Source organism: Streptomyces sp. NPDC001292, from assembly GCF_042896465.1.
In the GTDB taxonomy this organism is placed as follows: Bacteria; Actinomycetota; Actinomycetes; order Streptomycetales; family Streptomycetaceae; genus Streptomyces.
In genome coordinates this window covers 75,419-95,928 of record NZ_JBIAXG010000016.1, presented here as the reverse complement: position 1 = coordinate 95,928, position 20,510 = coordinate 75,419, and the positions used below count along the sequence as shown (strand labels likewise).

15 protein-coding genes and 1 pseudogene are annotated in these 20,510 nt (G+C 70.2%); 8 read left to right on the top strand and 8 right to left on the bottom strand.

Annotated features, from left to right (window positions below):
• The first annotated feature begins 1 nt into the window (after position 1).
• The 5 genes and pseudogenes from ACFY4A_RS18900 (at position 2) to ACFY4A_RS18880 (ending at position 3,804) form a co-directional block, all read left to right on the top strand.
• Positions 2-532 (top strand): hypothetical protein, encoded by a 531-nt coding sequence (locus ACFY4A_RS18900; RefSeq protein ID WP_390830531.1) that lies wholly within the window; start codon positions 2-4, stop codon positions 530-532.
• Entirely contained in the window at positions 529-822 is a 294-nt protein-coding gene (locus ACFY4A_RS18895) for a DUF3817 domain-containing protein (RefSeq protein ID WP_390830530.1), read from the top strand. Before ACFY4A_RS18900 ends, ACFY4A_RS18895 begins: the two co-directional genes overlap by 4 nt.
• Entirely contained in the window at positions 819-1,343 is a 525-nt protein-coding gene (locus ACFY4A_RS18890; RefSeq protein ID WP_390830529.1) for a DUF6010 family protein, read from the top strand. The genes ACFY4A_RS18895 and ACFY4A_RS18890 overlap by 4 nt, the downstream gene beginning before the upstream one ends.
• 451 nt (positions 1,344-1,794) lie before the next feature.
• A pseudogene (locus ACFY4A_RS18885) lies at positions 1,795-2,375 on the top strand (transposase); the annotation flags it as partial.
• A gap of 688 nt (positions 2,376-3,063) precedes the next feature.
• A complete protein-coding gene (locus ACFY4A_RS18880; RefSeq protein WP_390830528.1) occupies positions 3,064-3,804 on the top strand; it encodes an LPXTG cell wall anchor domain-containing protein in 741 nt (246 codons plus the stop codon).
• 876 nt (positions 3,805-4,680) lie between these two features.
• Here the strand turns inward: ACFY4A_RS18880 and ACFY4A_RS18875 are convergent.
• The 5 genes from ACFY4A_RS18875 to ACFY4A_RS18855 form a co-directional block, all read right to left on the bottom strand.
• Entirely contained in the window at positions 4,681-4,872 is a 192-nt protein-coding gene (locus ACFY4A_RS18875; protein ID WP_390830527.1) for a type A2 lantipeptide, read from the bottom strand.
• 598 nt (positions 4,873-5,470) lie between these two features.
• Positions 5,471-5,881 (bottom strand): gas vesicle protein GvpJ, encoded by a 411-nt coding sequence (gene gvpJ, locus ACFY4A_RS18870; RefSeq protein WP_390830526.1) that lies wholly within the window; start codon positions 5,879-5,881, stop codon positions 5,471-5,473.
• Positions 5,882-6,459: 578 nt separating this feature from the next.
• Positions 6,460-6,756, bottom strand: a complete 297-nt coding sequence (locus tag ACFY4A_RS18865) for a GYD domain-containing protein (protein WP_390830525.1) — start codon at positions 6,754-6,756, stop codon at positions 6,460-6,462.
• 217 nt (positions 6,757-6,973) lie between these two features.
• Positions 6,974-7,516: a hypothetical protein gene (locus ACFY4A_RS18860; RefSeq protein WP_390830524.1), complete on the bottom strand. Its 543-nt coding sequence runs from the start codon at positions 7,514-7,516 to the stop codon at positions 6,974-6,976.
• Between the two features lie 82 nt (positions 7,517-7,598).
• A complete protein-coding gene (locus ACFY4A_RS18855; RefSeq protein WP_390830523.1) occupies positions 7,599-9,116 on the bottom strand; it encodes an alkaline phosphatase in 1,518 nt (505 codons plus the stop codon).
• A 586-nt stretch (positions 9,117-9,702) separates the two neighbouring features.
• Here ACFY4A_RS18855 and ACFY4A_RS18850 point away from each other — a divergent pair.
• Positions 9,703-10,146, top strand: a complete 444-nt coding sequence (locus ACFY4A_RS18850; protein ID WP_390830522.1) for a hypothetical protein — start codon at positions 9,703-9,705, stop codon at positions 10,144-10,146.
• A 2-nt stretch (positions 10,147-10,148) separates the two neighbouring features.
• Positions 10,149-14,813, top strand: a complete 4,665-nt coding sequence (locus tag ACFY4A_RS18845; RefSeq protein ID WP_390830521.1) for an AAA family ATPase — start codon at positions 10,149-10,151, stop codon at positions 14,811-14,813.
• A 428-nt stretch (positions 14,814-15,241) separates the two neighbouring features.
• Here ACFY4A_RS18845 and ACFY4A_RS18840 read toward each other — a convergent pair whose 3' ends face one another.
• Positions 15,242-15,985 (bottom strand): helix-turn-helix domain-containing protein, encoded by a 744-nt coding sequence (locus tag ACFY4A_RS18840; RefSeq protein WP_390830520.1) that lies wholly within the window; start codon positions 15,983-15,985, stop codon positions 15,242-15,244.
• A gap of 235 nt (positions 15,986-16,220) precedes the next feature.
• Between ACFY4A_RS18840 and ACFY4A_RS18835 the strand changes: the two genes are divergently transcribed.
• Positions 16,221-16,886 carry a DUF4097 family beta strand repeat-containing protein gene (locus ACFY4A_RS18835; RefSeq protein WP_390830519.1) on the top strand — a complete coding sequence of 222 codons (666 nt, stop codon included), beginning with the start codon at positions 16,221-16,223 and terminating at the stop codon, positions 16,884-16,886.
• Positions 16,887-16,920: 34 nt separating this feature from the next.
• Here the strand turns inward: ACFY4A_RS18835 and ACFY4A_RS18830 are convergent, their stop codons facing one another.
• Both ACFY4A_RS18830 and ACFY4A_RS18825 read right to left on the bottom strand, forming a co-directional pair.
• Positions 16,921-17,652, bottom strand: coding sequence for a ferritin-like domain-containing protein (locus tag ACFY4A_RS18830; RefSeq protein WP_390830518.1), 732 nt, complete (start codon positions 17,650-17,652; stop codon positions 16,921-16,923).
• Positions 17,653-18,120: 468 nt separating this feature from the next.
• Positions 18,121-20,454 carry a hypothetical protein gene (locus tag ACFY4A_RS18825; RefSeq protein WP_390830517.1) on the bottom strand — a complete coding sequence of 778 codons (2,334 nt, stop codon included), beginning with the start codon at positions 20,452-20,454 and terminating at the stop codon, positions 18,121-18,123.
• Positions 20,455-20,510: the final 56 nt, after the last annotated feature.

Below are 20,510 nucleotides of genomic sequence, written 5' to 3'. Positions count from 1 at the left end.
CGTGGCGAAGTTCTTCCTCTCCCTGCACGTCCTGGCCGCCGTGGTGGCCATCGGCCCGGTGACCGTCGCCGCCAGCATGTTCCCCAAGGCGCTGCGCCGCGCGCAGAGCGAACCGGGTGCCCCGGAGCCGCTCACGACCCTGCGGATGCTGCACCGCATCTGCCGCGTCTACGCGGTCTTCGGCCTCGCGGTGCCCGTCTTCGGGTTCGCCACCGCAAGCAGCCTCGGCGTCCTCGGCAGTGCGTGGCTCATCACCTCGATCACCCTGACCGCTGTGGCCGCCGCCGTTCTGGCACTGCTGATCCTGCCGACCCAGGAAGATGCCCTGGCCACAGCGGAGGCGTCCGGCACCGACTCCCCGGTACAGAGCGACGGCTTCCCCATACGGGACGCCGGCTCCCCCGAACCGGGCTCCGGCGCCGGCTCCCGCATACCGGGCCGCCTGGCCATGCTCACCGGCATCTTCAACCTGCTGTGGGCCACGGTCACCGTCCTGATGATCATCCGCCCCGGCTCCACCACAGGAGTATGACCGTGCACCTGCGGCCCCTGCGCATCGCGGCACACATAGAGCTCATCTCACTGGTCATCATGCTGGCCAACATCGCCACCGCCCACCTCAAACCCATCTCCTCCCTGATGGGCCCCACCCACGGCTGCGCCTACCTGTTCGTCGTGATCGCGACCTGGCGCCTCAAGCAGGCCACGACCACCGCCAAGGCCGTCGCCGTCATCCCCGGCGTCGGCGGTCTCCTCACCCTGCGACTGCTCGACCGCTCCAGCCCCACCCGTCCGGATCTCGAAAAGGCCACCCAGTCATGATTTACGTCATGCCGATCCTGATCGGCCTCCTGTACGCACTGCTGATGTCACTGATCCGCGAACCACACCGACGCCGCTTCAACGCGATCATGGTGGCAGGAGCGGGCGCCGCCTACCTCAGCGGCGGCGGCTTCGGCGGCTGGGAGTTCCTCTTCACCGCCGTCGCCACGTATGTCGCCTACCGTGGGCTGGAGTCCTGGACGTTCATCGGCATCGCCTGGCTGATGCACACCGCCTGGGACCTGCTCCACCACCTCAAGGGCAACCCGATCGTGCCCTTCGCCCACACCTCCTCCCTCGGCTGCGCGATCTGCGATCCCGTCATCGCCCTGTGGTGTCTGCGGGGCGGGCCCTCGCTGATCGACCTCATCCACGGCTGGTTCACACGCTCCCGCACCGCGGAGGGCCCGCCGCCCGAGCAGACGGTGGAAGTGTCCGCGTCCGACCAACCGCACGGCGACACCGCGGAGCCCGTGGTCAGCGGCGGAACCCGCCCTCGGAGTCAACGACCTGACCGGTGATCCACTCGTTCCCGTCGGTCGCCAGCCAGGCGGCTGCCGCACCTCACCCTGGCCGACCGCGCGATCGCCCTGCGCCAGACCAACCTGATGGGCCTGCTGATCTCGGCAGACTCCCCCACCCTCGTTCCCACAGGCTCGTCGGAGCCCTCATGGCAACGTCATGGGAACGGAAGGCCGTGTAAAGGCGGGGAACGATCAGACAGGAAAGGAAGACTGCACCTCGCTGACCAGCAGGAACGGTGAACCTAGGGGAAGATCACGACAGGCGGGGAAGGCTGTAGGGCCTCTCCTAAAGCGGGTGTCGCAGGTTCGAATCCTGCCGGGGGCACAATGCATTATGCCACTGACCTGGGGTTTCTCCCCCAGGGAGACGCCCTATTCGGCCTCGGACTCCTCGTCCGGGGCCGTTTGCGTGAGCGGTGCGTGAGCGGACGGAGAGTTGATCTCCGAAGCCTTCCTGCGCTCACTGATCGCCCGCGGCCTGTCCGGCGTCCAGCTGGTCGTCTCCGACGCCCACGCCGGCCTGGTCGACGCCATCCGCGCGGTGCTGCCCGGCGCCTCCTGGCAGCGCTGCCGCACCCACGCCAGGTGCCGAAATCGGCCCAGCCGTGGGTGGCCACCCTGCTGCGGACCGTCTTCGAACAGCCCGACACCGACGCGGTGAAGGCCCAGATGCGGCATGTCCTGGACGCACTGGAGGCCAAGTTCCCCAAAGCCGCCGTCCACTTGGACGCCGCCCAGCATGACCTGCTGGCCTTCACCGCCTTCCCCCGCGAGATCTGGCGGCAGATCTGGTCGAACAATCCGCAGGAGCGGCTGAACAAGGAGATCCGGCGTCGCACCGACGTGGTCGGTATCTTCCCCGATCGCACCGCCGTGATCCGGCTCGTCGGCGCGGTCCTGGCCGAGCAGAACGACGTGTGGACCGAAGCCCGCCGCTACATGGGCCGCGAACTCCTCGCCAAAGCCCGCCTCCACCCGATCGAGTCAGAAACCGACGAGACCGTCCTGTCCACCGAACTCACCGCATAGCCTCAAAGACGAGATCACCGAGTGGCCGTCGATACACCACTCCAGCGGACGTGACCGCCGCCGCGGTACCTGCTACCGGCGACTGTGGACGGCAGCGAGTGTCGGGCCGTGCTCCAGCTTGCGTCCCCCGAGTCGAATTCGCCCCGCCTCATCAGGGTTTCCACGGTTTCCGGGTTGGCAAGGAGATGTCGTTGGCCAGAGCCGGGGCTGATGCGGGCCGACGACGGTGACCGGACGGCTGTGGTCGCCCTGCGCGGCCAGACGCCGCTCATGGGCGAGAGTGGCCAGCCATCCGCAGGGCTGGACCGAGGTGGTTCTGATGGCTCCGGACCTGGTCGAGTTGGCCGCGGACCTGACGAGTGGCGTGGCGGCGGCCAGAGATGTGGGCGCTGACGCGGTGCTCACGATGCGACTTGGCCTACTTGCCGATCCCTCGCCCGTACGCCGTCGCGGCGCCGTCCGCGGCCTGCCCCGCCCGGCCTGGGTGGGCTGCGCCGCTTGCGGGAGCGGGGCGCGGATGATGGCGCACTGGCTGGCATCCGGGATCAGGCCGTCCCGAGGGCGGCTTCCATCTCGGCAGCAGGTCCGTTCGTTGTCTGTTTGTGCTTGACCCATCGTCAGATGGCGCTGGACGCTTAGCAGACCCCTCCACATCTTCCCATTCGCATCTCGAAGGTTGACCTGCCCCATGCGTACTCTCATCCGCGCCGGCGCGCTGACCGCCGGCGTTACGGCCGTGCTGCTCCTCGCACCGGCCGCTCACGCCACCGCTCCCGGTGACAACGGGACGGTGAAGATCCACGACGCCAGGACAGGCGAGGAGCTGCGCCGCAACGAGCCGCACGTCTGCACGTTCTACCTCGACGCCTTCGGCTTCGACGCGGTCCAGCAGGCCGACTGGCACATCGAGGCCTGGGCCCCGACCGCCGCCACCAAGGGCGAGACCGTGAAGTCCGGGGCCATCACCCTGGATGCCGAGGGCCACGGTCGTACGGCGGACCTGTCCCTGCCCGACGGGCACTACAAGCTGTTCTGGAACTTCGACGGCGAGAACGGGGCCGCCAAGCACAAGGTGTTCTGGACAGACTGCAAGGGCTCCGAAGGTGGTGGTGGCGGTACGGCACCCTCCGCCTCGGTGCCGCCCTCCTCGTCGGAGTCGTCCTCGCCTTCGGCCCCGGCCAGTACGACGGAAGCGCCGAGCTCCTCCTCTCCTTCGGGCCCCGCCGGTGCGACCGCGGCGCCGAGTGCCTCCTCCGGCGAGGGCGGGGCGGCCCCGTCGACTGCCGCCTCCCCGTCCGCGCAGGGCGGCGGCGATCTGGCCGAGACCGGTAGCAGCGCCCCGGTGGGCCTGCTGTCGGGCGTCGCGGCGGCGCTGGTGGCCGCAGGCGGTTACCTGGTGCTGCGGCGTCGCAGGGCCTCCCGGAGCTGACTTCCGCCGTGCACGAAGGGTGCCCCCGCACTCGTCCGGGTGACGAGTACGGGGGCACCGTCGTGTGCGGGGAGGCGTCAGCCGGTGTTGCGCAGGCCAGCGGCCACGCCGTTCACCGTGGACAAGTGCGCGGGACAGCAAGGAACCGTCTCTGCGTAGAGAGCAGCACGGTCGGTGCTGCTGGTTTGTCAGCCGAGTGCGGAGAGCTGGTTCAGCAGCTGCATGACCTGGGAATCGCCGCTCCATTCCCCCTGCTGCTGGGCGTCGATAAGGTGCTTGCCGAGGTCGCGGGCCTTGTCTGCGGCCTGATCGGTCTCGCCCTTCTCGACCTTTTTGTTGATCTTTTGTCTGCCTTCTTCTGGGCCTCGTGGTACAGGCCCGGCTTCATGGAGCCGGACCGGGCGGCGAGCACGGCAGAGAGCTGGCGGGCGAGGGTAGTCGGGTCCTGGGCGACCGCCTGTTGCACGCTCGGGGTAGGCGTCGGGCTCGGGCCGCGGGTGGGGACCGACGACGGGCTGGGGGAGGCCGACTCACTGCTGGTCGGAGGATCGGAGGAGACGGGCGGCAGCGAGAAGACCTGCGCCAGCGGCGACCAGGGCGCTGCGGCACCCGGTGGGCCCGGCCGCCGAGCGCGCCTACGAGTTCGACCCCACCACCGGCGACCCGATCGCCGGCAGCGGACGCCCCTACCCGCGCCCCGTCCTCCCACGAGAGATCGCCGCCCTCGCTCCATGCCGGGGACTGCACGCCCCGCGAAGTGACCCCGAGTGCTGCGGCAGGAGCGGTCCGACGTCCCTTCCGCTGTCTGCGCGGCAAAGACCACGATGGGTCCCGGATCAGGTGATCCGGGACCCATCGGTAGCTGGACGCCGCCCGTCAGTGAGCGGCGGTGTGGACGGCCGCGTCCGCCGCAACGCCCTCGGGGGTGGCGATGACCAGGTGGCCGGAGGCGACGTCCGCGATCGGAGTCTCGGCGTAGAGACCGCCGCCGACCGCGAGGCCGCCGGAGATGTTGTCCAGGTCAGCGTCGGAGATCTCGGCTGTCGCAACCTGGGGGGCGGGGTTCATCACGCGTGGTTCCCTTCGAATGAGCACTTCTGAATGGCAGCATTCGCTCGCTCGGCTCCCGGAACCGGAATGCGTTCTCGCGAGGTGGCGCTACCCGAAGGATCAAAGCAGGCCGACCAGGGGGCGGCCAGTCGCCCGAGCCCCGGACGGAACACAGATCGACATGTGCCTTCACCAGTGTGACCACGCAATGACCGAACACGCCGACTCCTTCACATGGCCTGCTGAGCAGGTGCAGACGTGACGGTTGCCACCGGCACCCAGAGCGGTGACTCCCGTGCCGAAGCGGGCGGCTCCTGACTTATTCATGACGGGTGCTCAGGTTCGGTATGACCTGGCGGTGAACGGTGTGAGGGTTTATCGGATTTTCGGCATCCCATCGAGTACGCGAGAGCCCGGCCCTCTGTAAAGAACGCCTCTGCCGACGTCGCTGCCAAGACACGAAGCGTGCATGCCCCAAGCGACGCGACCTGCCGACGATGGCTGCCAGGTCGCCCTCCCGAAGGATGCGCACCGGGCGTGGCGGTTCGCCGAGGCCGGCCGTGTGCTCAGGCAACCGGGGGGTGCGAGCTGTGGATGATGGTGCAGGCGCAGGTGCTCATCGTTCCTCATCCCGGCGGTGGCGCGGCCGTGCGGTTTCCCTCACGGGGCCCTCGTCGCGCGCCTGCTGGAAGGCATCGGAGATGGCCTCCGCAGCGCCGGACAGCGCCCCCTTCGTCTTGGCTCGACTGCCGGAACCGGTGAGCTGGCCGCCGACGATCTCCGGCAGTCCGACCGGCTTGCGCGGCCCTGCCTCCAGGTCCAGGCGGTTGCAAGCCTCGGCGAACCGCAGGTAGGTGTCCACGCTCGCCACAACGACCCGCACATCGATCTTCAGGATCTCGATTCCGACCAGGGAGACCCGCACGAACGCGTCGATCACCAACCCTCGGTCGAGAACCAGCTCCAGCACGTCGTACAGGCCACTGGAACCTCCCCCGCCCCCGCCTTGCGCTGCCACCACACTCACCCTGACCAGCTCCCTCGCCTATCCCTTGGCCCATCGCCCCAGCCCGGCGGCCGCATCCGCATGAGATCCACGGACGCGACTGCCATCAGCCGACACCACCGAGTGACCCCACCCGTCTGGATCAAACAAATGTGCGGTAATGAGAGCGCAGCGTTGGCCGACGGGGCGGCCGTGGCCGCGTTCGTCCGCGACCACGTCGAGCGCCCGGCCCCAGAGCCGGAGCCCCGCCGCATCTGCACCACCCGCGAGGAAAGGCCGTGTAGAGGCGAGGAACGATCAGACAGGGACGGAAGACCGCACCTCGCTGACCAGCAGGAACTGTAGACCTAGAGGAAGATCACCACAGGCAGGACGCGACCGTGAGCACCCGTCGCCCGGGCACGTCGTAACGGTCCGCGCCCCTTGATGCGGCATGGGTTGCGCCGGATCAGCGCGTCGTCCGCGGCCGTGTTCACCAGGGCACGCGGTGGTAGCCCTGCCATGTACGCAGGTGGCCGACTCGGGCACCTCAGCAGGGTTGTAAGGCGCCCTGCTCAGCCGGCTCACCAGACGCCTTCGCTTGCGGTGAGTGGAGGTCGTCAGCCAGTCGCCTTGGCGATGACGCGTTCCATCTCCTCTCGGCCGAAGGCCCGCAGAGTCGTGGAACGGATGTTGCCCACCCCGCCGAGATGCAGGAGTGCTGCGGTGACAGTTTCGTCGTCGGGTGCCTCGACGACGGCCACGAGGTCGTATGGACCGACGGTCCAGTAGGTGTTCAGGACCTTCGCCCCGATCTTCTGTGCCGCTGCTCCGAAGGTCTCGGCGCGCTTCGCGGTGTCCTTGTAGTTTCGGATCCCCTGATCGGTCCAGTTCAGCAGCGTGATGTACGTCGGCATGTTCTCCCACCTTCACGAGGAAACACATCGCGAGGCCAATCCTGGACATCGGTACTGAAACCTGCACGAGATACGCACCCGAACGAGCGATACGGGCACCCACAGGCGGTTGATCACGGTGGCCGGATCCAGGAGAGGCGCTCGCACAACAGCCATGCCGACCTGCGGTGTGACACTTGGCTGCTCAGACCCGAGCAGCCCAGGGTCCGGTTGGGGACTACTCGTTGACCAGCACCGGAATGGAGACGACCGCTGCGGCCGGAGTGCCGGCGAGGTGCTTGGCGGGGAGGGTGAAGTCGATGCCGTCACCGGCGGCACGCGGGCCGTCGTGGTGCTCGTTGCCCTGCGCGTCCTCACCTTCCTCCTGGTACTCGAAGGTGCCGGTGCCCAGCAGGCGGCCGCGGGAGTCGTAGTAGGCGGCGCGCAGTTCCAGCGCGAGGACATCACTGACGTCGGAGGTGATGGTCACGTGCCCGGTGACCGCGGGCTTGTTCGTGAGCGTCAGATCCGTGAGGCGTACCCGGTCGGTGAACGGCCCGTCCTCGATGCGGACTTCGCCCTTGTCCGGGGCCGGGGAGAGCGTGGGTGCCGGGGCCGGCGCGGAGCGCGGGGCGGGCAGGGCGGCCGCGGCGGCGGAGGCACGCGGCTTCGGGTCGCCCGGGTGGTCGGCCCCCGAGTGGCCGCTGCAGCCGGTGAGCGCCGCCAGGGCGGGGACGAGGAGGCCGAGTACAGCGGCCGTGGTGCGGGTGAGCGGTCTCATCGGGCGTACTCCCGGGGCATCTGGAACGGTCGGTACAGTCGCGGGGCCGAGGCGCGGAACGCGCACCCGGCCCCGTGGGGGGTCAGCTGGTGCGCGGAGCCGTACCGAACAGGGAGCGGTACATCTTGCCGTACAGCTCGGTGTTGTTCTGGCTGGTGGCGAACCGCTTGCCGTCGGGCCCGTACGCGTAGATCGGCACGTCGGCACCGGTGTGGTTGCCGGAGAGGTAGGACAGCCACAGGCTGGCCTCCGGGCTGCCGTCCTTGACGCCTGCCGGGTCGTCGGGCGTACGGAACGTGGCGGGGCCGAAGTTCTTCGGGTCGCCCGCGCCGGAGCCGTTGACGATGCCCGAGGAGCGGGCCGGGTCCTTGACGTTGGCCGAGGACGAGCGCGACGGCGTGGAGTCGTTGGCCCGGTTGCCCGCGTCGGTGTTGGCCGGCGGGGCGGCCGCCTCGGCGTTGGTGAAGGTGCCCTTCTCGATGATGTTGAAGCCGGCGCACTCGTGGTCCGCCGTCACGACCACCAGGGTGTGGCCGTCCTTCTTGGCGAAGTCGACCGCGGCCTTCACGGCGTCGTCGAACGCCTTGATCTCGGCGAGCGTCTGCGCGGCGTCGTTGGCGTGCGAGCGCTTGTCGATCTGGGCGCCCTCCACCTGGAGCAGGAAGCCCTTCTTGGAGCGGCCGTCGAGCAGGGAGATCGACTTCTTGGTCATCTCCGCCAGAGTCGGCTCCTGCTTCTGCGGGGCGTCGGCAGGCAGCTGGGCCTTGGCCTGCTCGACGGTCAGGTTGCCGCGGTTGAACAGGCCGACGACCTTGCCGCTCTTGACGTCCTCCAGGTCCGCCTTGGTGGCGGCCTTCTGGCTCGCGGCGGTCTGCGCGGGCAGCGCCGGGTCGCCGAAGCTGCCGAGCACCTGGTAGCCCTGCGCCTGCAGCGCCTTCTGGTCGTCCGGCTCGAAGCGGGACAGGCCGCCGCCGAGGATCACGTCGGCGGTGCCGTTGCGGGCGATCTGCTCGGCGATCGGCGTGATCAGGGTCTGGTCGGCGGGCTTGTTCTCGTAGGTCCCGTCGGCCTTCTTGGGCAGGCAGGAGGCATCCGAGTAGACCGGTCCCTGGCAGCCACGCAGCAGCGCGTGGCTGAACATGGCGGCCGGGGTCGCGTCGGTGATCTCTGCGGTGGAGACGTTGCCGGTGGCGAAGCCTGCCTCGTGGGCCTGCTCCATCAGTGTCGCCACCTTCTTCTCGTAGGCGTCGACACCGATGGCGGCGTTGTACGTCTTCACGCCCGACGACCAGGCGGTGGCCGAGCTGGCGGAGTCGGTCACCAGCGCCGGCTGGTCGCTGCCCATCTCGGCGGCGTACGTGGCGACAGCGCCGTAGTTCGGCAGCTGCTCCATGTTCAACTTGCCGCTTGCCCCGTAGTAACGCTCCCGGGCTGCGGTGACGTGGGTGCGGCCCATGCCGTCGCCGACCAGGTAGATGACGTTGCGTATCTTGTTGTCTTGACTCCCCTGCTGGGGCGTCGAGTTGGCCGCCACGGCCGTACCGGCGGCGAGCGCGCCGGTCGTGGCGACGACCGTCAGGATTCTGACGGATCTGCGCATGCGGATGCTCCTAGGACGCTGGGCGCTGCGACCCGACCCCTCCTGGGTGGCGGCCGCGAGCGCGCCCGGACGGAGCCGGGCGGCAGCGACGGTAAGAGCGGGGTATGAACACTCCGTGATGCCGAGGTGTGGCCGAGGAGAACACATCGGCGCTCAGCAGGACGCACCGGGCCGACCACACAGCGTGAGATGAGGTTGTCGGCAGAGCCAAGCCGGGGGTCGGCGGACCGGGCGCGGATCACGCGCCGATGAAGCGCTGCAGGGAGCAGAAGCTACAGACACCCTCCGGGTACTCGACGACAACGGCGTGCGCCACAAGCGCACCAGGTGGAGCCGGGAGCGCCAGGGAATCACGGTGAAGGCCGCCGCGGCCGCCGAGCCCACGGCGAAGGGGAGTGCGCCTTCACCCAATTGGGCGACAGGGTCCTTCGGTCCGCTCGAAGATCGCGGTGTGGGCAATGGCCCGGCTCGGCCGGGGACGAGTGCCGAACAGCTCCACTCAGGCGCCTTCATGTGTTGCCAACTCAGCGGGAACCAATGGACAGTTGGGACAGAACGAAATGTGCTGCACCTGGAGGGGGAAGAGATGAGAGTCACGCTGGCCGTTGACGCCGGGAACGCAGAAGCGGCCGGAGCCTCGGACGACCTGTATCAGTGGCTGCGCCAAGACCCCGATCTGCGTGGGTTCGTCCGCAGGGAGACTCCCGCCGCTCCGACGGACGGCGCCATGGGCGCGCTGGGGGAGCTGATCGCCCTGCTGCTGGCTCCCGGTGGTCCGACGACCGCACTGGGCGCGGCCGTCGTGATGTGGCTGCAGAACCGCCGGGGCAATCAGACCGTCACCATCACCCGGCCGGACGGTACGCAGGTCGTGGTCTCCTCGGAGAAGGTGCGCGGCCTGACCGCCGAGGGCACCAGTGAGCTGGCCGAGCGGGTCGCCGCAGCGCTTGGGCAGGAGCGCAACCCACAGGGGATACGGGATACAGCGGAGGACGGCGGTCGGGTCGGTCCGTCGCGGGAGGCGGGCTGACCATGCCGTCGCGGCGGGCGCGGGATCCGCGGGCGGGAGCGGATCTGACCGGAGCCGGTTGCCACGCGCTGGTGGTCGGGACGGCCATCCACCCAGGGCACCAGTTGCCCGGTCTGCCATCCGCTCTGCGGTCGGCGCAGGACGTGGCCGAGGCGCTGAGCACGGTGTGCGGTATGGGAGACCGGGTCAGGCTGCTCACCGACCCGACGTCACCGAGTGATGTCCTGGAGGCGCTGGCGGAGGCCATCGGCCGGGCCGAGCCCACGGAGGAGCGGTACGAGCGAGGAACCGTCCTCTTCTACTTCGTCGGGCACGGGTTGCGCGGACCCGGTCAGCAGCTGTACCTGGCCACGGCGACGACCAAGTCCCAGGCGGACACGGCACACTCCATCCCCTACACGGAGATCGAGCGCTACTTGAGCGATGCCGCCGCCGACCCGGTCGTGATCCTCGACTGCTGCTTCGCGGGGAACGCCCGGGAGCCGGGTCGGCCGACCGCCATGGACCCGTTCGCCGGTGCGCGGCCCGCCGGCAGTTACCTGCTCGCGTCCGCGATGCGCAACGCCTTGGCGTATGCCCCGCCGGACGCGGAGCACACCCTCTTCAGCGGTCAGTTGCTGAGCCTGCTGCGGGAGGGCGACGCGGGCGGCCCGAAGTGGCTGACGCTGGGCGAGGTCTACCGGCTGCTCGACCAGCGGCTCCAGGGCAGCGCTTCCCGCCCGTACGGCGGTGGCACCGCGCGCATGGGGGAGCTGTCCCTCGCCGTCAACCGCCGGTACGAGGCGCGGCCGTGCCCGGACACCGGGCTGCCGATGGTCGACGTCCCGGATCCGAACGCAGTCTGTCCCTACCCCGGCATCCTCCCCTTCCTCCCCGAGCAGCACCGTCTCTTCTTCGGCCGGGAGGAGCTGACCCGGGAGCTGCTGCGGCGCGTCGAGCGGGCGGCGCCCGGTGAGCCGGTGGTCCTGGTGGGGCCGTCGGGAGTCGGCAAGTCCTCCCTGCTGCGGGCAGGGCTGAGCGTGGCCGCGGAGCAGGCGGGGCTCAACCCTGTGTGGATGGTGTCCGCTCCGGGTCAGCGGCCTTTCCAAACGCTTGCCGAGGGGTGGGCGAGGGCGGTGGGCAGGGAGCCCTCCGAGGTCGTACGGGATCTGGAGCGGGGGCGCTTCAGCCGCCCCGCGGCCACGGGAACCACGGCCGGCCGGGCACCACGTGTCCTCGTCATCGACCAGCTCGAGGAGTACTTCACGCTCTGCTCGGACGCGGCCGAACGTGAGCGGTTCGCCGCCGCCCTCACCGCGGGAGCGGACGAAGAGCGGGGCGGGAACGGGGACGAGGGCGGCCCGCGTCTCGTCCTGGCTCTGCGCGCCGACTACTACGGCGACGCCCTGAGCGACCCCCGCCTGGCGCCCGTCGTACGGGCGGGCCACTTCGCCGTGCCCGCGCTGGGCGACGAGGAGGTCGAGGCGGCGGTCGTGGGCCCGGCGGAGTACGCGGGCCTGCGGTGGGAGGAGGGCGTACCGCAGCTCCTGGTGCGCGACGTGAACGAGGAGCGGCACACCGCGGGAGACGCCGCAGCACTGCCCTTCCTGGCCTACGCCCTGCCGGAGATCTGGCTGCGGCGGCAGGGGACGACGCTCACGTACGCCGGGTACGTCGGCGCCGGGGGTATTCGGGGCGCGGTGGCCAGGGCCGCCGACAGGATCTACGACACTCTCGACGACACCGGCCGCGCGGCTCTGCGGAGCCTTCTGCTGGCCATGGTCCATGTGGTCGACGGCGAGGGGCGGTTGGTACGCCGCAGGGTACGGCGGGAGGAACTGGCCGGCAGCGAGGACCTGCTGCGCCGGCTCGCGGACGCCCGCCTGGTCGTCGTGGACGAGGAGGGCGGGGCCCAGCTCGGCCACGACTCGCTGCTGCACGCGTGGGGGAGGCTGAGCGGCTGGATCGACGAGGTGCGGGACGACCTGCTGAGACTGCGGCGGCTGACCGCGGCGGCGGAGGGCTGGGCCGAGGCGGGACGGAAGCCGAGCGGCCTCTACCAGGGCGATGCCCTGGAGGAGGCGAAGAAGCTCACGGCGGACGATGCCCACGCGGTCCAGGGAGCCCGGCCGGTGGCCGCAGCCGACTCGCCCGTCGCAGCGGCATCGGCAGTCGTCCGCCTCCCCGTCCGCCAGGTGGTACGGGACTTCGTCGCCGCGAGCGGTCACGCGCAACAGCGCAGACGCCTCGTCACCCGTGCCTGGATCGCGGGCCTTTCGGCCCTGTCCCTGGTGGCCGCCTCACTCTTCGGTTGGGCGTTCTACGAGAACCGGCAGGCGGCCAGCCGGGAGGAGAGTCTGATCGCCAGGGAACTGGCCACCCAGGCCGACGCCATACGTGAAGGCGACCCGCAGACCGCGCTCCGCCTCAGCCTGGCCGCGTACCGCACCGCGGTGACCCCTGAGACCCGCTCCAGCCTGTACACGGCGGCGACGACCGTCACGCCGACCCGCCTCGTCCCGAAGGAGCCGTACCGCAAGCCGGTGCTCAACGTCGCCTACAGCCCGGACGGCAAGGTCCTGGCCGCGAGTCACCGGGGCGGCCGGATCCAGTTGTGGGACCTGTCCGAGCCCGCCGTGCCGGTGGAGGCGGGCCGTTTCACGCTGAGGAGCGGTGCGGCCATCGCCTACCACCCACGTTCGCGGCTCCTGGCCGCGCAGTCGGCGGACGAACTGACGCTGTGGGACACCAGGGACCCGGCGAAGCCACGGCGGCTCTCCCTGGTTCGGATCGACCACGGTGTGACGTACACGCTGGCGTTCAGCGCGGACGGCCGAACTGTCGCGGCGGGCAGTCAGAAGGGACAGCTGCGGCTGTGGGACGTGAGCGACCCCGCCCACCCCGCACTGCGTACCCAGCGGACGGTCGCCAAGGCGGAGTTGATCTCCCTGGCGTTCACCCGCGACCGACACCACTTGATCACGGGCAACGGCAGCGGAGAAGCGGGGAGCGGACAGCCCGCACAGGTGCGGCTGTGGGACGTGAGCGATCCGGACCGGCCCGTGCTGCGGGACACGGAGCGGGCCGACACGGTCATGGCGGTCGCGGCCGATCCCCAGCGCGACCTGGTGGTCGCCACCGGTGCGGCGGGGAAGATCGCCTGGTGGGAGGTGGCGGACGGACGGGACCTGCGGCGCGTGAAGGCGAAGAAGTACCTCGACTACTGGGGCTACAACCGGCACGGCATGCCGTCGCTCGCGTTCAGCGGGGACGGCGCGTACCTTGCGGGAGCGAACGGCGGGAGCGGCGTTGAGCGGGCCGATGTGAACAGGAAGGTATCGGATCTCGTGGACGGCATGCACGAGGTCACCCTGCCGACGGGCGAGCCGGCCCAGTCGGTCGCCTACAGCCCGGACAGCCGGTATCTGGCGGCCGGTGAGTGGGGTGGGGAAGTGCGGCTGTGGCCCGCCCGGCCCTGGGCGCCCGCGCTCGAGGGCAGCATCTACGCCATGCCCCAGGCGGGGACCAGCCCGTTCAGTCCCGACGGCGAGTTCGTCATCGCCTCGCAGGGGAACGCGGACTACACGACCACGACAAGGGTGTGGGACGTCGGCGCTCCTGGCACACCGAAGGTCCGGTACACCCTGCCGAGGGGATGGGAGGCGAAGTACTTCCTGACCCGGCACAAGACGCCCGTGTTCCTGGTGCATCACTGGACCAAGGGGCTGGACCACACCTTCCAGTTGTGGCAGTTCGACTCCGGCGGAGCCCTGAAGAAGGGCCGTGGCATCCGGCTCACCGCCGACTCGCCGAGCGTCGCCGTGAGTGCCGACAACCGTCTCCTCGCGGTGGGTTCGCAGGAGGAGCCCGACATCGCGGTGTGGGACATCGGGGATCCCGCGAAGCCCGTGCGCAGGGGCACGATCGAGGCGCGGGCGGGTGGGGGCCTCGGGGCCACGGGGAACCTGTGGTTCGCCGGGGCGCGGTCCCTGGCGACGGTGGAGAAAGGACGGCACATCAGGTTCTGGGACGTCTCCGACCCTGCCCGGCCTCGAAAGGGCGGGCGCATCGACGACGCGGCGACGGGGGAGGGCGCGATGTACGTCCCCTCGTCCCAGCTTCTCGTCACCGAGGACGTGGGAGACAATATTCGGCTCTGGGACCTCTCCCGGCCCGCGCACCCCGCCAGGGGCAGCCTGGTTCCGGCAGCCGCGGGAAACTACTTCCCCACGCACAAGGGGGAGTTGGCGGCGACACTCCACGATGGAACCGTCGAGTTCTGGGACGTCACCGATCCCGCTCGTCCCCGGAAGAAGCGCGACGACCTCTTGCTCGACCGCGAGGTCACGTCGATCACTATGACCCCGGACGACCGGTACGCGGTGACGAGCGAGCCCTATCGCATCTGGTCCCTCGGGAAGGACGGGCGGTGGAGCACGCCCGCGCTCGTCACGCTGAAGACCGCTGATGAGGTACACGTTCCCCCGGCAACCTCGCCGCAGGGCCCTCGTTGGCTCGCTGTCACCGACTTGGGCAGCTCCGGCCTGACAGACGCGAGGACCTACGTGCTCGACTTCGACACCGACCGCCTCTACGAAGCCCTGTGCAGGTCCCATCCCCTCAGCGTCCCCGAAGACCAGTGGGAACAACTGTTCCCGCACCTGACCTACCGCACGTCCTGCGACTGACGCCAAGCGGTGTTGGTCGGCTCAACTCCTGGTCGGCTGCGGCCAAGCGGGCACGAGCGGCGAGTGTGCCTGGCTCACTGAGCCGAGGGCGGGCGGCGCGTCTTCCAGACGACGCACGCGGTCACCTCTGCGCCGCCCACCGGTACGGCCCGGTGGAGTCGGGGGGCCGTACCGGTTCGGCCGGGGGACGGGGTCAGTTCGTGAAGGTGAAGTACTTCCAGGCGCCGTGGTTCGTGGAGTTGACGGTGTCGCCGGAGGCGCCGTTGATGTACGACGCGCGGGCCGGCCCTTCTCCACGTGACCGGGACTTTCGAGTGCATCGCCGCCGTCACCGGCCGGACACGGCGCCCGTCTCGGCCGCCCGCCGGCCATGACCGAGGAACAGGTGCGTCACGCCCGGGACCCGCTCACCTTCCCGGGGAACACCGTCACGTCGGTTGGGCGGTGTCGTTCGCGGTTGTTCCGGGTTTGGTGTGGAGGACCTCGCGGGCCTGTTCGGCGGCGCGGGTGATGCTTTCGCTGATGAAGTCGAGGAAGCGGGCGATGTTCTCCAGGCGGGTGGCGGCGGGGGTGTAGGGGCCGAGGACGGTGACGCCTTGGCGTGCGGTTTCGACGAGCCGGTCGTTGGATCGGGCGCTGGCGATCGTCGCCTGGTAGAAGAGTTCGTCGTCGACGACGTAGCGGTCGCGGCGGCGTTCGCCGCGTTCTCGGCGGACGAGGCTCTGACTCTCCAGGAAGGCGATCGCTTTGGAGACGGACGCCGGGCTGACCTGGAGGCGCTGGGCGAGCTCGGACGCGGTGAGGCTGCCCGCGTCGGTGGTGAAAAGGCAGGTCAGCACCCGGGCCGTCATTTTGGGCAGGCCCGAGGCCATGAGGACGGTGGTGAGCGTCTCCTCGTACTCGGCCACGGCCTCGGCGTCGCGTCCGTGTGGCTGGGGGACTGACTCCGGCCCGCGGGAGGAGGCAGGCCTGCGCCGGCGAGCGCGGCGTTCGGTGGCGCGGTGGGCGAGGTCGGCGCGGTAGGCGGTGGGGCCGCCGTTGCGCATCACCTCACGCGTGATCGTCGAGGTCGGACGGCCGAGGCGCCGGGCGATCTCGGCGTAGGGGAGGCTGTCGGCCAGCCCCAGCGCGATCTGCCGGCGTTCCTGCTGGGTGAGCCTGCCTCCCGGCATCGCGGTCTCCTCGGTGATCCTTCGCGGTGGTCCCTGATCCCCCACCATAGCGTTCACTTTTCACCCATTGCAATGATCGAGCAGCTTCCGTTGCGTTACAAGCAAGACCCTTGCAAGGATTTCTCGTACCTACCTGCATGGATGACAAATCTATGCAACGAACACGTTGAAGTGATCTGGAAAGCAACGTAGCGTTTCCAGCATCAGAAACAACGAGCGAGTACGGGAGAGCACGATGCAGAAGTTCGACACCCCCGCCCCGATCTCCGCCGTCCTGGCCATCCCCGCCGGACGCATTCAGTTCATCGCCGCCGACCGCGCCGACACCACCGTCGAGGTCCTGCCCGCCAATCCCTCCAAGAACCGCGACGTCCGGACCGCCGAGCAGACCACCGTCGCCTACGCCGACGGCGTCCTGCGGATCCACACCCCCGAGCCCAAGAACCAGCTCTCCGGCCCCTCCGGATCCCTGGAGGTCACCGTCCAGTTGCCCGCCGGCTCTCACGTCGAGGGCAAGGCCGCCGGCTCCGAGCTCCGCGGCGTCGGCCGCCTTGGCGACGTCACCTTCGAAGGCGCGTACCGCCAGATCAAGATCGACGAGGCCGCGAGCGTCCGCCTCACTGCCATCGACGGCAGCATCGAGGTCGGGCGGCTGGGCGGCCCCGCGGAGATCAGCACCGCAAGGGGCGGCATCCGGATCAACGAGGCCGTGCGCGGCACGGTCGTGCTCCGCACCCGGTCCGGCGACATTTCGGTCGCCGCCGCCGGCGGCGTCTCGGCCGCCCTGGACGCCGGCACCGGCTACGGCCGCATCAGCAACGCCCTCAAGAACGATGGCGCCGCCGAACTCGACATCCGCGCCACCACCTCCCACGGCGACATCACCGCCCGCAGCCTCTGAGAGAGGTGGGCAGGAATTGGTGAGCTGCCTGTCGTCAGGGCGCGGTCGTCCAAGCGTCTGGGCGGGGTGCCAGCACCGCGGAGACGACCGCGCCGGACGAGGCCATGATGTCGGCCACGAACCGCAGGCGTCCGATGCCGAGTCGTCGCAGCGCCGGACCGTGGTCGGCGGCGACGACGAGGGAGGCCGCGAGGAGAAGAAGTCGCCACAGGGCCATCACCGGGCGGCGCGTTGCGCCGGGCAGTTCCGCCAGGGAGGCGTGCAGTCGCTCGCAGTGGAACGGGACGTGGCGCTGCTCGTCGGACAGGATCCGCCCTGCCGCGTCCGAGGTGAGCGAGTCGTCGGTGCCGTCGCGCAGGGCCCGGTAATAACGCAGTGCCACCACTTCCGCGATCATCAGCACCAGCAGTTCCATGCGCAGACACATGAGACGCCGCAGCCGTACGAAGACCGTGTCGCTCCAGTGGCCGGTCAACGTCGGTACACCACCCGCAGCCAGCAGACGGGCGAGTAGACGGGCGTGGTTCTGCTCCTCGGCGACGAAGAGCCGGACCGCCCGCGCGTAGTCGGCGTCGCCGGCCTCATCCGCTTTGCCGACGAGGTTGGCGCCGTCACCGTCCTCGCCGACCTGGAAGCGCTGAATGCTGGCCCACACCGCCGGATGCAGCGTCGCGCTCTGCCCCCAGTCCGGGTCACCCTGGGCGCGCCTGCGCTCGCGCTCGTCCTCGAACCGCCTTGTCCACTTGGCGAAGCCGCCCGCGTGCACCCGGTCTCCCCTCCCCTGGGCACAGCCACCGTGCCCCGGAGAGGGACGACGCCGGCGGACGCCAAACCGTTCCCACGCTCACATCAACTGCTGCGGCGGCGGCAATCAGCGATGGGCGTGATACCGAGCGCAAGGATCGGGCCAACCGCGGTACATGAAAGGCGGTCGGTGGATGCGGCGGGGTCCGGCTCGCCCGTCTCCGGCTCTCAACGCGGCCTGCCCGTTCGGCGCGGGCGCCTCACTCATAGACAGTGGCGGCCTTGAGCGCTCGGGCCAGGAAGGCCCGGTCGCCGCCTTCCGGGAGCCCCGTGCCTCAGAGCGCTTGCCGCTGAACGGGCGGGAACTGACGATCGACGGGACGCGTCACGCGGGCAGGCCGGCGATCATCGGTGGGAACCCGTCCGAGGTCCCCCAACCCGGCGTCGTGAGCGCCGGGGTGGGGGTCCCGTCAGCCGTCAGTCGTTCCCGTTACGAGCCGGCGGTGACCGTGACGGTGCCGGTCAGGGTGAGTGGGGTGCCCGCGCCGTCCTCGGGGGCGGCTGTGAGCTCCCAGGTGTAGGTGCCGGTGGCGGCCGGCTCGCCGTCCGTGAGGGTGCCGTCCCAGCGGGCGGTCAGGGTGGTGCCGTGTGCCGTGGGGGTGAGCGTGCTCACGACCTTCTTCTTGCTCTTGATCACCAACTGGGCGCCGGTGGACGGCTTGGACAGCTGCCAGGCCGGGTTCCAGGTGGTGCCGGGCTTCGCGGCGTAGGCGATGTCGGCCCGGGTGGCGATCGCGGTGAGAGCCTGGGTGGGCACTCCGCTCGGTGCGACATGTGCCGCCCCGGCGGTGTCCAGCCAGGCGACGCCGCCGCCGTACTTGTCCACGTCGTAGTTCTTCCACCCGGACACGGTGGGCAGGCTGGTGAGCACCCGGGGCGCGGCAGCGGTTCCGGTGTGGAAGTCGGTGAGCAGCAGCTTGCCCGCGTTCGTGTCCTGGTTGACGACGAAGCCGTCGCCGAGCTTCCCGCGCTCGGGCAGGGTGATGTTCTCACCGGTTTGCAGGTCGTACACGCCGAACGGGGTGGACTTGTCGCCCGTGACGTCCCGCCCCAGGCAGTCCCAGTACACCCAGCGCCCGACGGTCTGGATGTCCCGGATCGCACAGGAGGCGCCGACCGAGTACGAGTTGACCGTGCCGGAGGCCAGGTCCCGCGCCTTGATCTCGCCGGCGGCGCCGCCCGCGGTCCACAACTGGGAGCCCCACAGCGCGGCCGACGCGTCCAGTTGCTCCACCACCGCCGCGCCCCCGGGCGCCTCGAAGTCGACGAGCACACCGCCGTCGTACAGCGCGTACCGTCCGGCGGCGTCGTACAGGCCGCGGCCGGAGGTCGCCGGAGTGGGGCGATCGAACGGTATGACCTCGGTGCGTTCGCCGGACGCGGTCGCGCGCACGAGGACGTCCCGCTGGGCGGCGTCGTCGTGCCGGACGTACACGACGGACCCGTCCCCGGCGCCCAGCGGCTGGCCGTAACTGTCGTCGAGGGGCGCAGTGGCGACCTCGGCGCGCTCCCCCGCCGACGGGGTGCCGGTGAGTGTCACCTTGCGCGACTGGTACGAGGGGAGCGGCGCGCTGTCGGTCTCCTTGGTGACCAACTGGCCGCCGGCCAGCGCGATGCCGCGCACCGTGGCAGGTCTCGCGGGCACCTTGGAGAGGGTACGCAGGGTCAGACCGCCGTCCGCCGCGACCTCGATCCGGCGCACGGCCCAGTCTCCGGCGTCCGCGCCGCCGACCGTGATCGCCCCGCCGCCGGGGATCTGCGTCAGGTCGGGCTGGGCGGCGTCCAGCAGGGTGACCGGCGATCCGCCGCCGAGCGGGATGGCCTTGAGGGGGCCGCCGCGGGTCAGTGGCGGGTTCTGCTCGTGGGAGGTCGCCGGCCGGAGGGATGTGAGCAGCCAGTCGCCCGCCAGTCCGACGACCGTGTCGCCGTCCGCCGAGGGCGACACGGCGACGGATGTCTGCGCCCCGGCCGGGTCGTCGCGGCGGACCACGAAGGCCTGGCGCATGCCCTGCTGGTACCAGGCGATGTGGGTGGGCGAGACGGCGGCCTGGATGGTCCACGGTTCGTCGAGGCCGACGGCATGGGTGGTCACGGGTGTGAGCGTGCCGGTGGTCAGGTCGAGGACACCGATCGCGTACGTGTGGATGAACTTCACGACGGCCAGCCGCCCGTCGCCCGCCGCGACCGGGTACCGGTCGAACCTCATCCCCGACGGCGGCTCGACCGGCGTGTCCGTGGTCACGCCGTCCTGGATGCGGAGGATGTGCAGCTTGTCCACCTGCCACACCTCGTTGTACGAGACCGTCAGCACGGTCTGCCCGAACGAGCCGACGGTGTACTGACCGTCCGGAACCGTGAGCGGCGTCGATTCCCCGGTCGCGGGGTCGCGCAGCTGCACGACTCCGCTCGAGTCGACGGGTACGGGCAGGACGTCCGTCCCCGCGCCGTAGTGGCCCTGCTGGCCCGGCAGTCTGCCGGTGAAGTCCTCGACCGTCCGCTCGCTGCCGTCGTAGCCGCGCCACTGGTACGGCGCGGTGGAGCCGTCGCTCGTCTCCCGGCGGTGCAGATAGCCGGTGTCTCCGGAGGCGTACAGCACGTCCTGCACCGGCGCGTATCTGTCCGGCGCGCTCAGCACCAGCTCCGCCGGTTCGGTGTCACCGGCCCGGGCGACCGTGGGGACGGCGACGACGGGGACCGCGGCGAGAGCGAGGACGAGGGTGAGACGGCGGGCAGTGTCGCTTAAACGTTCGATTTTCATGTCCATGGTTGTCACAGCGCAGGGTGGGACGGAAACGTCACACTGGCCCGCCACGCCCCATC